Origin of the sequence: Sphingopyxis sp. USTB-05 (assembly GCF_023822045.1) — a bacterium.
Classification (GTDB): domain Bacteria; phylum Pseudomonadota; class Alphaproteobacteria; order Sphingomonadales; family Sphingomonadaceae; genus Sphingopyxis.
In genome coordinates this window covers 4539927-4553603 of sequence record NZ_CP084712.1, presented here as the reverse complement: position 1 = coordinate 4553603, position 13677 = coordinate 4539927, and the positions used below count along the sequence as shown (strand labels likewise).

The following is a 13677-nucleotide window of genomic DNA, read 5'->3' as shown; positions in this document are numbered from 1 at the left end:
ATAGCGGCAATCGTTGAGAGGACCGCAGGCGGCTCGCCCTCCCGCACATAAATTGGCCCGTCGCGTCCCATGAGCGACGAACGGTTGGGCGCATCCCATGCCCCTCCGCAACCTTTTGTTAACCTCAAAACCGCATCTTTGCCGCGGGGGGCACTCATACGGCAGCAGCCGAGCGAATGGAGAGTTCGCAGTGCTCGAATTTACGACGAGGCCGACATCGGTCGCCGGGCCGGTCGGGCCGCTGACAATCGACGATTTGCCTTCATCGACGGCAGGCTATTGGGTCGCGCGCCGCAAGGCGGAGTTGCTTGCCGCGATCGATGGCGGGCTAATCGGGCTGGCCGACGCCTGCGCAAGATACCGCCTCAGCGGCGAAGAGCTGGAATCGTGGCGCCGCACCATCGACCGGGCGGGCATACCCGGGCTGCGCGCGACAAAGTTGGGGCGCCTGCGCGATCAGACTGTCGAATAGACTTTTCGTCACCGCCCGCACCCCCACTGCGTGCGGTGTCCAGGGGACGGCGCGAGCAGACTGGTCCCTCTCGCGCCGTCCTTTCACATCAGCGGCATTTCAGTTCACCGCGATCGATAGCCCGGCCGAGCAGCCCGCCGCCGGCCGCGCCGATGATCGTGCCGACCGTGCGGTCACGCCCGCCATCGAGTTCGCGCCCGACGAGCGCACCGACGGCGGCGCCAATGATCAATCCGGTCGTGCCATTCTCGCGGCGGCAGTGGTAGCGGCCATCCTTGCTCCGCCAAATACGGTCGTTGTGCGAAATGCGGCGGGGTTCGTAATAGCGCCCATATCCGTCATAAAGACCACGATCCTTGGCGCGCTTGCCGTGCGCCGGCGCCCAGGGCGGCGGATCCGCCAGCGCCGGGCCGACGGGAACGGCGAGCGCAGCGAGGACCGCGGCGGCGATATATTTTTTCATGACCCGTCTCCTTCAATCATGGACCGGACGTAGCGGCGCGCAGCCGAACCCCGGCTGAACAACCCGCCATGGCTCGGCCGATTGCAGAACGGGTCCTATTTGAACCAACCTGCGGTCGACGTCCAATGCGCGCCAAGGCATCTTTTTTGGCGCAGCGGTACAATTATCACCCGGCCCGCAACATTATATGCGCCGTGCGACCCAGGAGACCTCGTCCTTTCAGAAAACCGAGATCTTCATCTGACGCCCGCACGGTTTCGGCCGCGCGGGCGTCTTTTTTGGCGTCCAAAGATTGGCGATTTGAAGACCAAAGTGGCCGGTTGGATACTGTCCGCTATTAGCCAACGAGTGGGGTAATAGCGGACACTCGGCTAAATTCATCGGATATTTCCGATAGGAATTGACGAGCGTCAACGCATCGGATAATTCCGATGTATGAATATCGATTCCGCGCTTCCCGCTCTCGCCGCTCTCGCCCATCCGACACGTCTCGAAGCCTTCCGCTTTCTTGTCCGGCATGAGCCGGAGGGTCTATCGACCGGTGAACTTGTTGACGCGTCGGGTCTCACGCAGAGCACCTTCTCGACGCATCTCGCTGTGCTCGCGAAAGCCGGTCTCGTAAAATCCGAGAAACTCGGGCGGCAGCAGATACAGCGAGCCGATATCGATACGCTCCGAGAACTGATGCTCTTCCTTGCGAAGGACTGTTGCCAAAGCCGCCCCGAGCTGTGCGAACCGCTTCTGGCCGAACTCACCTGCTGCTGAAGGAACCGGCGTGTGACCGACATCATCATCTACCACAATCCCGACTGCGGCACGTCACGCAACACGCTCGCGCTGATCCGGAATTCCGGGATCGAGCCGCATGTCGTCGAATATCTAAAAACGCCGCCGGCTCGTGCACTGCTCGAACAACTGATCGACCGGGCGGGAATCAAGCCACGCGAATTGCTCCGCGAGAAGGGCACGCCTTATGCAGACCTCGGCCTCGGAAACGAAAGCCTGAGCGATGACATCCTGTTCGATGCGATGATGGAGCATCCCGTCCTCATCAACCGCCCGCTCGTCGTGTCGCCCCTCGGGGTCAGGCTCTGCCGCCCGTCTGAAGCCGTGCTCGACATCCTGCCCGCACGGCAGCTTGGAGCCTTCTCCAAGGAAGATGGCGAACGGGTCGTCGATGCCGCTGGCAATCGCGTCCAGGGATGAGGCCGGCATCTTGACCACTGCCGCCAAACGCGAACGCCTGTCGTTCCTCGACCGCTATCTGACACTCTGGATTTTTCTTGCCATGGGCCTCGGCGTGTTGCTCGGGTCGGCCTTCAAGGGGCTGCCCGCCGCGATCGACGCCATGTCGATCGGAACGACGAACATCCCGATCGCAATCGGCCTCATATTGATGATGTATCCGCCGCTTGCCCGCGTGCGTTACGACGAGCTGCCGCGCGTGTTCGAGGACAAACGCGTTCTGGCGATTTCGCTGATCCAAAACTGGATCATCGGCCCGGCGTTGATGTTCGCGCTCGCGGTCATCTTCCTCTCGGACAAGCCCGAATATATGACAGGCCTGATCCTGATCGGCCTCGCGCGCTGCATCGCAATGGTGATCGTCTGGAACCAGCTCGCGAAGGGCGACAATCAATATGTCGCGGCGCTCGTCGCCTTCAATTCGATCTTCCAGATCCTCTTCTTCAGCATCTACGCCTGGTTCTTCCTGACCGTCCTGCCGCCGCTGTTCGGGCTCGAAGGCAGCGTCATCGACGTGAGCTTCTGGACGATCGCCGAAGCGGTTCTCATCTATCTCGGCATTCCCTTCATTGCCGGCTACCTCACCCGCCGCTTTCTCACGAAGGCGAAGGGAGACGAGTGGTACGAGACGCGCTTCCTGCCCAGGATCGGCCCGATCACGCTCGTCGCGCTGCTGTTCACGATCGTCGCGATGTTCAGCCTCAAGGGCGGCGAGATCGTCACCATCCCTGCCGACGTCGTGCGGATCGCGATCCCGCTCACTATCTACTTCGTCGTCCAATTCCTCATCAGCTTCTGGATGGGCAAGCTCATCGAGGCGGACTATCCGCGCACCACCGCGGTCGCCTTCACCGCCGCAGGCAATAATTTCGAGCTCGCTATCGCGGTGGCCATCGCGGCCTTCGGGCTCGCTTCGCCGGTCGCCTTCGCCGCCGTGATCGGGCCGCTCGTCGAGGTTCCCATCCTCATTCTCCTCGTCGGCGTCGCTTTCCGCCTCGGACGCCGCTGGTTTCCCTCGACCGTTCCTTCACAATCCTGAGTATCATGACAGAACAGACCCATAATCGCCTGCGCACGCTTACCGATCCCGACCGTCTGCCGGCGCTCAGCCCCGAATATCTCCGCGCGCAACCCGCCCTCGGCCTCGGCCCGCTCGATCCGGCGCCGCGCATCCTCCTCCTCTACGGGTCTTTACGCGAACGCTCCTATTCGCGCCTCGTCGTGGAAGAGACGGCGCGCCTGCTCCAGCTCTTCGGCTGCGAGACACGCATCTTCGATCCGTCTGACCTCCCCTTGCCCGATCAGATCGCCGACGACGACCACCCCGCGGTCGAGGAGCTGCGGCAGCATTCGATCTGGTCCGAAGGCCAGGTCTGGTGCAGCCCCGAACGCCATGGCCAGATTACCGGAATCATGAAGGCACAGGTCGACCATCTCCCCCTCGCCTACAAGGGCCTTCGCCCGACGCAGGGCCGCACGCTGGCCGTGATGCAGGTGTCGGCAGGATCGCAATCGTTCAACAGCGTCAACACGCTGCGCGTCCTTGGCCGCTGGATGCGGATGATCACCATTCCCAACCAGTCGAGCGTCGCGAAGGCCTATCAGGAGTTCGACGAGGCCGGCCGGATGCTGCCCTCGAGCTACTACGACCGTATCGTCGACGTCGCAGAGGAGTTGGTGCGCTTCACCGTGCTGACACGCGGTCATGTGGACCAGCTCGTCGACCGCTATTCCGAGCGCAAGGACCGCAAGAAACCAACTGCCACGCCGGCTGAACTAGCCCGGTTGCCGGGGCGCTGAAGAGCCATCGGGACCAGTTTCCGCCCATTGCCCACACTTCGATATGAGTAAAATCGCTTCAGCGATGCCTTGGCACTTCTACATCGCTCACAGCAGTCGTTGCCACCAACCGACGTCGTGCCAAGCATCGAATTTTCGCCCGACCTCACGGTAGATGCCCACCGGCTCGAAGCCCATGGTTTCGTGCAGCCCGACGCTTGCGTCGTTTGGGAGTGCGATGCCAGCAAAAGCCGCGTGATAGCCCAAGCTTGCCGCGTCAGCCAGCAGGCGCGAGTATAGACTTCGCGCTACACCGCGCCGTTGCGCGCCAGGCGCCACATAGACTGCTACATCGACAGATGTCCGGTATGCGGCGCGCGCCCTATGTTCGCTGGCGTAGGCATAACCGACGACCCGCCCATCCACTTCGGCTACCAGATAGGGATAGCGCGGCAGAATAGCGGCGATGCGCCTTTCAATCTCCATAATATCAGGCGGGACTTCCTCGAACGAGATGGTGGTGGCAGTTACATAGGGTGCGTAAATTACTTGAACCGCTGGCGCGTCCCCCATCGTTATTTGACGCACATGCATGTTTGCACCACCTCCGAAGCAGAATTTAATCAGACTGGCCCGCCACGTCCCGGCAATCAAGGCACTGCGTCCACTTAAGCCTGTGAGGAGCGCGGAGGCTGCCTGTACGGAAGCCGCCCACTCCGGCCATTCGCCGCAGATCTGGTCCCATGCAGGATTGGCCGATTTCTGACCGGCAGCTTCCGGCCGCCAATCCGAGGTAGCCGACATTCGCCAGGATCGCATGCGGACGGCGCAAAGCGAACGATTGCAGTGCCCTTCCGACGAAGGTGCGAAACCTGCTCTCCAAACGGTCAGGATGATCGCTTTGAGATCTCGGGTACCAATCGCCGTGAAGTGCGAGCAAAGTCGCACGGCGTAATCATCTCGGCGCCATATGCCCCGGTAGAAACCGGGAATGCCATTTGCTATCCAACGCTCATGCCCCTTCTCCTTGCTGTCGCGCTGATCGCGCCGTCCGTTTCCGAAGCATCCGAAACACCTAACCAGGCCTGCTTCGAGATTTTCGCCGATTCTGAGGGTGAGATGGCCCGTGCGACCGATCCCGCCTGGCGGAAGAAGGCCCTGCCGGAAATCGAGAAACTGCGCGCCGAGAGCGAACGGCGCCGATCCCGGATCGACGGCGAACTCGCAAAACGGGCAAGAGATCGCGACCGGCTGCGACGCGACTACGACCGCGGCGCGATTCACGACGACGACTTCAGATCGGCGCGCTTCGAGCTGGAAACCGAGGTGCGGACCCTCGTCGCCGAGCGCGACGCGAAGCAGATACCGGCCTGCGACTTCTGATCGGCACCCCTAAAGGGGCTTAATTCTGTCCGAACTCGGCCGGTCCAGGAGAACCGGAGTTGCACGTTTGACTTTCGCGCGCCGGCCTGTTTCAGAAAGGCGCGTCATGAGAATCCAGTCCCTTTCGGCTGCGGTGATGTCGAGCTGGCCCCGGTGGATGCCTGTTGCAGGCCTGGTAGCACTTCTGCTGCATCCGGCACAAACGGACGGTATCGCTCTTGCCGGAACAAGCGCGATCCTTGTCGGCTGCATCCTCGCGACGGTCCATCATGGCGAGGTCGTCGCCCACCGGGTAGGAGAGCCGTTCGGCACGCTGATCCTCGCAGGCGCGGTCACCATTATCGAGGCTTCGCTGATTCTGTCCATGATGCTGAGCGGGTCGGCGAATCCGGCCTTGCCGCGCGATACGGTGTTTGCCGCAATCATGCTTATCCTCAACGGCGTTGTCGGCGGATGCCTGTTGGTCGGCGGCATTCGGCACGGCGAGCAGCGTTTCGTGCTCGAAGGAGTCAACGCCGCGCTCTGCGTGCTGGCGGCGATGGCAACGCTGGTACTTGTTCTGCCGAGTGTGAGCGCGAACGCAGCCTCGCCCTCTTATTCCGCCGCGCAGCTTATATTTACCGCGATCGTGTCGACGCTGCTCTACGCAACCTTCGTGTTTGTCCAGACCATCCGCCATCGCGACTATTTCCTGCCTGAAGGCGTAGGCGCGCTGGCCGGCGATGCGCATGCTTCGCCACCCAGCTCGCGCGCGGCGGCACTATCGCTTGGCCTTCTTCTGCTCGCGTTGGTGAGCGTTGTCTTCCTCGCCAAAAGCCTCTCCAAACCGTTCGAAACAGCGATCGCTGCCGCCGCATTGCCGCGCGCGCTTGTCGGCATTGCCGTCGCCGCGCTCGTTCTCGCTCCGGAAAGTCTTGCGGCATTGCGCGCTGCGCGGCGCGACCGCCTCCAGACAAGTCTCAACCTTGCGCTGGGATCGGCGCTTGCGACAATCGGCCTTACGATCCCGACGGTAGCGATTGCGGCACTCGTCATGGGCTGGCCGCTATCCCTCGGCCTCGACCCCAAGGGCATGACACTTCTGGCGCTCTCGCTTGGCGTCGCGATTTTATCTTTCGGAACCGGACGAACCACGATTTTGCAGGGCGCCGTGCATCTCGTACTGTTGGCCGCCTATATTTTTACGACGGTCTTTTCCTGATCGTCCTGAGTTCGCCGTGCCGGGCAAAGTCTGATGATGCGACGGGCCGAAGCAGTGGCGAAGCAAAAAGCTCTTGAAAGTGATTTGGCGCTTCCTAGCTTTTTATCGCCGGGCGCCGAAACCGGGCTCGGTGGGTCAAATGAGAGCGCCGGCTCTCTCCGGCGCGTCTCATGCCCAAATTGCTCACTTAGGAGGATTTGGAAAATGAGAAGCAGCTTTGATTTTGCGCCTTTCCGGCGCTCCACGGTCGGTTTCGACCGCCTGTTCGATCTCCTCGAGACCGATCAGCGCGGCGACGGCAGCGAAGGCTATCCGCCCTTCGACCTCTCGCGGCGGGGCGAGGACAGCTACCGCATCACGCTAGCGGTGGCGGGCTTCCGCCCCGAGGATATCGAGGTGGTCGCCCAGCAGAACCAGCTCACCATCAGCGGCAAGCGCGGCGAAGAGAAGGACGAGGAGCAGTATCTCCACCGCGGGATCGCGGCTCGCCCCTTTGAACGGCGCTTCCAGCTTGCCGACTATGTCGAAGTCGAATCCGCCGGTTTCGACAATGGTCTGCTGCGGATCGATCTGCAGCGCGTCGTCCCCGAGGCGATGAAGCCGCGCAAGATCGAGATCGGCGGCAGCTCGCCCGCCCAGGATCGCCTCGCAGCCCCGCGGGAGAAAGACCGCGAATCGGCCTGATCGAGGCCACCGGCTCGCCGCCGATGACGGCGGCGAGCCTTGCTGAACCCTCTAGCCAGAAAGGAGATGACATCATGTCTATTCGTGATCTGATTCCCTGGAGCCGGCAGGAGAACCGGCTCCCCGTCGCGGTGCGCGCCGAGCAGGGGCGGGGCGATCATCCGCTCCTCTCGCTTCACCGCGACGTCAACCGGCTGTTCGACGATGTCTTTCGCGGCTTCGGCCTGTCGTCGTTCGGCGGTCTCGGCCGCGAACCCGCGTGGCCGAACCTCGAGTTCGGCGAGACCGACAAGGAGGTCCGCATCGTCGCCGAGCTCCCCGGGCTGGACGAGAAGGATGTCGACATCAGTGTCGAGGAAGGCGTGCTGACGCTTCGCGGCGAGAAGAAGTCCGAAGTCGAAGACAAGGACCGCGGCTATAGCGAACGCAGCTACGGCCGCTTCGAGCGGCGGATCGGTCTCCCGCGCGGTGTCGAACGCGACAAGGCGAGCGCGACCTTCAGAAATGGCGTGCTCACGGTCACCCTGCCGAAGGCGGAGGCGGCGAACGAAAATGTCCGCCGTATCCCGATCAATGGACAGGCGGCGTGACGGGCAGGTCCGGGACTTCGGTCCCGGGCCGGGCTACGGGGGCGCGTCGCCCCCCTCGCCGGCAAATGATAATTGTGCATCGGTCGGCCATCGCGCCAGCATGTTGCCGCCCGATGCATGGGCGATTATCGAGCCTGTGCCCCTTCGTGTAAACCAGTCGGGCCGCGCGCATGCCGGACTGTGGCGGTTGCGCTTCGGCCCGCGCTGGGTTCCACGGGCCGATCCGCTGACCGGATGGACCGGCGGCGGCGATCCCCTCGGACAGATCGAACTTCGCTTCGCGAACCGCGATGCGGCCGAGCTTTACTGCCGGCGAGCGACTATCCCGTTCGAGATACGGGGCTCGTCTGAAGTACGCCGGCCAGCCATGCCCTGCTTGACTAGCGAAGCGCCGCCCCGGCTTTGTTGCTCGCCAACTGGTCCGCACGCTTTGCGCTGCGGCGATTATCCGATCGGCGCGCACCGCGAAACACAGGCCAGGCCGGACGCGGCGAGTCATTCTGCATTCAGTTTCGCAGGATAGATTTTGGCTTCCATCATCAACAGAGGAGGACGATTGATGCGTAAAATCCGTACGGCCGTCTTCGCCGGTGTCGCGGCTCTTGCAGCCGCAGGCACGGCGTTGGCGGCACCTGCCGAAACCCGTGTGATGAAGGTCGGTCTGCCCGATGGCTCGATCGCGCGGATCGAATATCGAGGCGAGATCGCGCCGAAGGTTGTCGTGGCGCCCGCGGCACGCTTCGTTCCGGTCCAGTGGATCGACCCGTTCGACGCGGCCCCCTTCGCGATGTTCGACCGGATCGCGGCGGCAATGAACCGGCAAAGCGACATGATGATGCGGCATATGCTCGCGCTGCAATCTCAGCCGAATCCGCTCGGAGAGATCAACCTCGCCAGCCTCGGCTCGCTGCCGGCCGGAACCGTAAGCTATCGTTACGTAGCGACCAGCAGCGGAGCGGGAACCTGCAGCCGCAGCGTCGAGGTCACTTCGCACGGGTCCGGACAGAAGCCCAAGGTCGTGTCGAGGAGCTCCGGCGACTGCGGGGGCATGTTGTCGGACCCGACCGCCGAAGAGACCGAGGTCGCGATCGAACACCCGGCGCAATACACGACCTAGAGCCACCGGGAGCGCGGAGCGGCGCATCACGCGCTGCTCCCCCTTTGGGCTTTTGTTCTCTTTTGCGCCGTAAAAAATGGAACATGAGACGACGGAAACGCGTTTTATTTTACCCGCCGCTCACGGGCTTGCCCAATCGGGCGGCGCAGTTTCTCGAAACCCGAAACTTAGCCCGGCGGGCGAATCTTGAGGCATGTTCCCATGACCTGTATCGACGCAGAGCTTCTTTCCCGGCTCCCCATCACAGATGTGCAGAAGGTTACCTTCTATAAGCGCGACGAACTCACAACCGACCTGGTCTGTTGCGACGTCAGGGTCGCCGGAAAAGTCTGGACGTTCGATGAAGCGCTGGTTGGATGGGAATTGCTGATCGAGCACCTGAAGGGCCTTCCCGGATTCCGCTCTGGCGCGCTGTCAGCGATGTGCGATCCGCCTTTAGAAGTCTCCGAATCAGTGGCATTTGAACGGTAGTGTTCCTTCGCTCGGCCGCAGCGGCGGGAAGCCTATGTTGATCTGGACCGATTGCTACCGGTCCTCATTCCTCTCGCCCCCTGGATTCCTTCAATGGCGCAAGCGATTCGTCACTGCTCTTCAAATATGATAACCTCTGGCAGATGCTGCGTAACAACCACGAGGTTGATTATGACGGACGATTGGCGAGTGGATGACTTGGCGCTGTGCGTCAGCCGGCACGACTGCTACCCCTCCCAGGTTCGTCCCGGAGCGATTTTTACTGTCCGCGCCGTGCTCGCTAACATGCCCGACCTTGCCGGGGGGAATGCCGGGACGGCGCTGAACTTCAGAGATGTTGCGGAACTGGGGCCGCGCGCAGCCTATTGCGCGAGCCGCTTTCGCAAAATCGCGCCACATGCCCCCGACGCATTCGACTCCGAGGTGATCGAGATGCTGTGCGGCTTGCGGCGAGCTTCTCGCTGAACGGTTGAAATTTAGCTCTCATTTTAATCGACCGAGACGATTACTGTACCCGAAAAATTGGAATTGAGCCGCCGGGACGGAGTGCATAGATGCGCCTCTGCAAATCGTTTTGCAGTGCAGCAAACAAAGGAAACACTCTCCCATGGGTATCATCGGAAGCTCGATCAAGCCGTTCAACGCCACCTCATACTACCAGGGCAAGTTCGTCCCCGTGACGGACGCCGACACCAAAGGCAAGTGGGCGGTTTTCTTCTTCTATCCGGCCGACTTTACCTTCGTCTGCCCGACCGAGCTCGAAGACCTCGCGGATCAGTATGCCACGCTTCAGGGCCTCGGCGTCGAGGTCTATTCGGTGTCGACCGACACGCATTTCAGCCACAAGGCCTGGCACGACAGCTCGCCCGCGATCGGGAAGATCAACTATCACATGCTCGGCGACCAGAACCACGTCCTCGCCAACAATTTCGGCGTGCTGCGTGAAGATTCGGGCCTCGCCGACCGCGCGACCTTCGTTGTCGATCCCGACGGCGTGATCCAGGTGATGGAAATCACCAGCGAAGGCGTCGGCCGCAATGCCGAGGAACTCGTCCGCAAGATCAAGGCTGCAGTCTATGTCCGCGCCAACCCCGGCCAGGTCTGCCCGGCGAAGTGGGAAGAAGGCGCCGAAACGCTGGCTCCCTCGATCGAACTCGTCGGCAAGATCTAAGCCGATTTGCGAGGACCGGGCGGGCGGCGCCCGCCCGGTCTCAGCTTTTCATAAAACAAAAGATTCTGACGCCGTTCCCCGCGGCGAACCCCTGTTTCTGTCCGAAAGGCTCTCCCCATGCCGATGCTCGACGCCAACACGACCTCCCAGCTCAAGACCTATCTCGGCAACCTTCGCCGACCGATCGAGCTGGTCGCAAGCCTCGACGCATCGCCCAAGTCGGCCGAGATGCGCAGCCTGGTCGAAGAGGTCGCGGCGCAGTCGGACCTCGTCACCGCGCGGTTCGACGGCGACGACGCCCGCCGCCCGTCCTTCGCGATCCGCGCCGATGAGGGCCGCGCCGAAGCCATGTTCGCGGGCCTGCCGATGGGGCATGAATTCACTTCGCTGATCCTCGCGCTCCTCCATGTCGGCGGTCATCCGCCGAAAGAAGAGGCCGAACTGCTTGACGCGGTGCGTGCGCTGGAAGGCGATTTCGTCTTCGAAACCTTCTTCTCGCTGTCATGCCAGAATTGCCCCGACGTCGTGCAGGCGCTCAACATCATGGCCGCGCTGAACCCGAACATCCGCCACACGGCGATCGACGGCGCGCTTTTTTCAGGATGAGGTCGAACGCCGCAAGGTGATGGCGGTGCCCGCCGTCTTCCTCAACGGCGAGCTTTTCGGGCAGGGCCGGATGGACCTCGCGCAGATCGTCGCGAAGCTCGACACCGGCGCCGTGGCGCGGGCGGCCGAGAAGATCGCCACCAAGGAGCCGTTCGACGTGCTCGTCGTCGGCGGCGGGCCCGGCGGCGCCGCGGCCGCCATCTATGCCGCGCGCAAGGGCATCCGCACCGGCATCGTCGCCGAACGCTTCGGCGGGCAGGTGCTCGACACGCTGGGGATCGAGAATTTCATTTCGGTCCAGCACACCGAGGGCCCGAAACTCGCCACGCAGCTCGAGGCGCATGTGAAGGATTATGACGTCGACGTCATGAACGTTCAGGAAGCCGCCGAGCTCATCCCCGGCGGCGCGCACGGCCTCCACGAAGTGAAGCTCAAGAGCGGCGCGAGCGTGAAGGGCAAGACCGTGATCCTGTCGACCGGCGCGCGCTGGCGCCAAATGGGCGTCCCGGGCGAAGCCGAATATCGCAACAAGGGCGTCGCCTATTGCCCGCACTGCGACGGCCCGCTGTTCAAGGGCAAGCGCGTCGCGGTGATCGGTGGGGGCAATTCGGGCGTTGAGGCGGCGATCGATCTCGCCGGGCTCGCCGCGCATGTGACGCTGATCGAGTTCGATAGCCAGCTTCGCGCCGACGCGGTGCTCCAGACAAAGCTACGCAGCCTGGCCAATGTCACGATCATTACGTCAGCGCTCACCACCGAGGTGCTCGGCAATGGTGAGAAGGTGGTTGGCCTGCGTTATCGCGACCGCAACAAGGATGAGGAACATCTTGTCGAACTCGAAGGCATCTTCGTCCAGATCGGCCTCATTCCGAACACGGAATGGCTGGGCAGCGCCGTGGCGCTCAGCGACCGCGGCGAGATCGAGGTAGACGCGCGCGGCGCGACAAGCCAGCCCGGTATATTTGCTGCGGGCGACGTGACGACCGTGCCGTACAAGCAGATCGTCATCGCGATGGGCGAAGGATCAAAGGCGTCGCTCTCTGCGTTCGATCACCTAATCCGCTCCTCGGCTTGATGTGACTGGGCCGATAATTTCTCCGCTGAAGTCGGAACTACAGAATCCAAATGCAGCCGTTTTTGGCCGATTGCGGACCGCCAGCTTTCGGGTTGAAACCGACAAAAGCAGACGTTGAATGGTTCGCACCTAGCCCCGCAAGAAGGTCCATCGGGTCGCACCGCTCTGCAACACCATTCGCCCACCGCCAATTTGAACGTCATATTGCTCCGACGTCTGCGCGAGCTTCGAACCACCTTGGCGGCCACAGCTTGATTCAAAGCTTTCCGTGCCATTTTCGACCGCGAAAATTGTCTTGCCACCCTCTTGACTGACGCGCCCATGTTTCACTTGCGTCGTCGTCATCGAGCAGCCTTCCTTTTCGGCATGGCGTTTGGCGATCTTCCACGTAAAACGTCCGTCCTTCCCGATTTCAAGCGTCATGGAACGCGCCACCTGCATCGACGCCGGTTCGGTCACGATCGTGGTGCGCGTAGGCGAACCATAGCCGGCGGTGCCGCCCAGGCTGGTGCCATAGGACACGCCGACGTTGGGTTGGAGTTTGATGCGCGGGACAAGTACCAGCTCTTTGCCGCTGCTGGATTGCGTCCAGACACCTGCGGCGCTTGCCGGAATTGCCTCAGCATGGAGCACCGAGGTCGCGGCGATCGCAGTTACGGCGGTAAAAATGGCCAAATTCTTCATAAAAAAACCTCGCTTTGTAACCGATTTTCTCGCGAGCCTTAGCCCGTCGTCGACCCCGGCGGCTCAGTATATCTCGTGCCAGTTTTCGACATCCGACGAGCTGTTCGCCAGTCCAAGGCAGATCAGGCCGGGCCGACTGACAGAAGACCCGCCCCGCTCCAGCCGATATTCAAGCCGGCGGCACTGAAAGCCGTCGACCCGCTCTTCCGACATCAAGGTCAACGTCCCCTTAGAGGCTCTACCCTGCCAGCGGTGGATGTGGCCGATCGGCCAGCTTCCCGCGCGCTTGGCACGTTCATTATATCGTCCGCTGAACTCGTCGAACGGGAAGGTCGGGCGGCCATCGAGTTCGATTCCGCCTTCGCAGTCGTTGCAGCTCACTTCACCGAACTTGTTATACTCGGCCTTCTTCGCTTCAACGTGGGGTGGCGTCTTGAGGCTGTCGATGTAACGTGCTTTTGGCGCGGGCGCTTCGGGAACGGGCTGAACCGACGCCGGCTCCTGCGAAGTCTCAACAGGGACAGGTGCCTCGTCATTCGAGCTCTCATCCTGTCGGGGTTTTGCCGATCCATTGATTATGTCGCCGGCGAGCTTTTCCGCGTTCTGCTCTACCTTCTCCGCAGCGCGATCGGCGAGCCGCTTCAGAAAACCTTGGGCATGCGCGCCTTCGGCCGAAGCTAGCAGAACCGAGGCGGCAAGCGCCGCGCACAAGATGCGTTGCATGATGATCTCCGGA

General features: G+C 62.2%; 19 protein-coding genes and 1 pseudogene. 15 read left to right on the top strand and 5 right to left on the bottom strand.

The features are described from left to right. Positions 1-190 precede the first annotated feature (190 nt). Positions 191-472, top strand: a complete 282-nt coding sequence (locus KEC45_RS21260) for a DUF1153 domain-containing protein (RefSeq protein ID WP_062185578.1) — start codon at positions 191-193, stop codon at positions 470-472. A gap of 88 nt (positions 473-560) precedes the next feature. Here KEC45_RS21260 and KEC45_RS21255 read toward each other — a convergent pair whose 3' ends face one another. Both KEC45_RS21255 and KEC45_RS21250 read right to left on the bottom strand, forming a co-directional pair. Continuing rightward, positions 561-935 (bottom strand): glycine zipper 2TM domain-containing protein, encoded by a 375-nt coding sequence (locus KEC45_RS21255; RefSeq protein ID WP_062185580.1) that lies wholly within the window; start codon positions 933-935, stop codon positions 561-563. A gap of 219 nt (positions 936-1154) precedes the next feature. After that, positions 1155-1454, bottom strand: a complete 300-nt coding sequence (locus tag KEC45_RS21250) for a hypothetical protein (protein ID WP_252172060.1) — start codon at positions 1452-1454, stop codon at positions 1155-1157. Between KEC45_RS21250 and KEC45_RS21245 the strand changes: the two genes are divergently transcribed. The 4 genes from KEC45_RS21245 to arsH all read left to right on the top strand — a co-directional run bounded on the left by KEC45_RS21245 (position 1371) and on the right by arsH (position 3980). Further along, on the top strand, positions 1371-1700 hold the full coding sequence (locus KEC45_RS21245) for a helix-turn-helix transcriptional regulator (RefSeq protein ID WP_058538767.1): 330 nt from the start codon (positions 1371-1373) through the stop codon (positions 1698-1700). The two genes, KEC45_RS21250 and KEC45_RS21245, sit on opposite strands and share 84 nt — an antisense overlap. Positions 1701-1712: 12 nt before the next feature. Continuing rightward, a complete protein-coding gene (gene arsC / locus KEC45_RS21240) occupies positions 1713-2141 on the top strand; it encodes an arsenate reductase (glutaredoxin) (protein WP_062185582.1) in 429 nt (142 codons plus the stop codon). A gap of 82 nt (positions 2142-2223) precedes the next feature. Further along, a complete protein-coding gene (arsB, locus tag KEC45_RS21235; RefSeq protein ID WP_238586806.1) occupies positions 2224-3219 on the top strand; it encodes an ACR3 family arsenite efflux transporter in 996 nt (331 codons plus the stop codon). A 5-nt stretch (positions 3220-3224) separates the two neighbouring features. Then, positions 3225-3980, top strand: coding sequence for an arsenical resistance protein ArsH (arsH, locus tag KEC45_RS21230; protein WP_062185584.1), 756 nt, complete (start codon positions 3225-3227; stop codon positions 3978-3980). A gap of 87 nt (positions 3981-4067) precedes the next feature. Here the strand turns inward: arsH and KEC45_RS21225 are convergent, their stop codons facing one another. Further along, positions 4068-4763: an arsinothricin resistance N-acetyltransferase ArsN1 family B gene (locus tag KEC45_RS21225; RefSeq protein ID WP_238586767.1), complete on the bottom strand. Its 696-nt coding sequence runs from the start codon at positions 4761-4763 to the stop codon at positions 4068-4070. Between the two features lie 210 nt (positions 4764-4973). Here KEC45_RS21225 and KEC45_RS21220 point away from each other — a divergent pair, with 210 nt between their 5' ends. From KEC45_RS21220 to ahpF, 10 genes and pseudogenes are all read left to right on the top strand, one after another. After that, positions 4974-5342 (top strand): hypothetical protein, encoded by a 369-nt coding sequence (locus KEC45_RS21220; RefSeq protein ID WP_252171285.1) that lies wholly within the window; start codon positions 4974-4976, stop codon positions 5340-5342. A 106-nt stretch (positions 5343-5448) separates the two neighbouring features. Continuing rightward, entirely contained in the window at positions 5449-6543 is a 1095-nt protein-coding gene (locus tag KEC45_RS21215; protein WP_238586768.1) for a calcium:proton antiporter, read from the top strand. Between the two features lie 204 nt (positions 6544-6747). Then, entirely contained in the window at positions 6748-7227 is a 480-nt protein-coding gene (locus KEC45_RS21210) for an Hsp20 family protein (RefSeq protein ID WP_062185590.1), read from the top strand. A 74-nt stretch (positions 7228-7301) separates the two neighbouring features. After that, entirely contained in the window at positions 7302-7817 is a 516-nt protein-coding gene (locus KEC45_RS21205) for an Hsp20/alpha crystallin family protein (protein WP_062185592.1), read from the top strand. Then, the gene (locus KEC45_RS21200; protein ID WP_152682487.1) at positions 7732-8340 is read left to right on the top strand and encodes an NADH dehydrogenase ubiquinone Fe-S protein 4; all 609 of its coding nucleotides are present in this window, start codon (positions 7732-7734) and stop codon (positions 8338-8340) included. The genes KEC45_RS21205 and KEC45_RS21200 overlap by 86 nt, the downstream gene beginning before the upstream one ends. Before the next feature lie 36 nt (positions 8341-8376). Further along, positions 8377-8934: a hypothetical protein gene (locus KEC45_RS21195; RefSeq protein WP_056369390.1), complete on the top strand. Its 558-nt coding sequence runs from the start codon at positions 8377-8379 to the stop codon at positions 8932-8934. A gap of 201 nt (positions 8935-9135) precedes the next feature. Then, on the top strand, positions 9136-9405 hold the full coding sequence (locus KEC45_RS21190; protein ID WP_056369389.1) for a hypothetical protein: 270 nt from the start codon (positions 9136-9138) through the stop codon (positions 9403-9405). A 171-nt stretch (positions 9406-9576) separates the two neighbouring features. Next, a complete protein-coding gene (locus KEC45_RS21185; RefSeq protein ID WP_056369387.1) occupies positions 9577-9870 on the top strand; it encodes a hypothetical protein in 294 nt (97 codons plus the stop codon). A gap of 142 nt (positions 9871-10012) precedes the next feature. Continuing rightward, positions 10013-10576, top strand: coding sequence for an alkyl hydroperoxide reductase subunit C (gene ahpC, locus KEC45_RS21180; protein WP_062185594.1), 564 nt, complete (start codon positions 10013-10015; stop codon positions 10574-10576). A gap of 123 nt (positions 10577-10699) precedes the next feature. Beyond that, positions 10700-12257, top strand: a pseudogene (gene ahpF, locus KEC45_RS21175) (alkyl hydroperoxide reductase subunit F). A gap of 129 nt (positions 12258-12386) precedes the next feature. On the opposite strand, the gene KEC45_RS21170 reads toward ahpF, so the two are convergent. Next, on the bottom strand, positions 12387-12941 hold the full coding sequence (locus KEC45_RS21170; RefSeq protein WP_252171284.1) for a hypothetical protein: 555 nt from the start codon (positions 12939-12941) through the stop codon (positions 12387-12389). A gap of 63 nt (positions 12942-13004) precedes the next feature. After that, entirely contained in the window at positions 13005-13664 is a 660-nt protein-coding gene (locus KEC45_RS21165) for a hypothetical protein (RefSeq protein WP_062185598.1), read from the bottom strand. Positions 13665-13677: the final 13 nt, after the last annotated feature.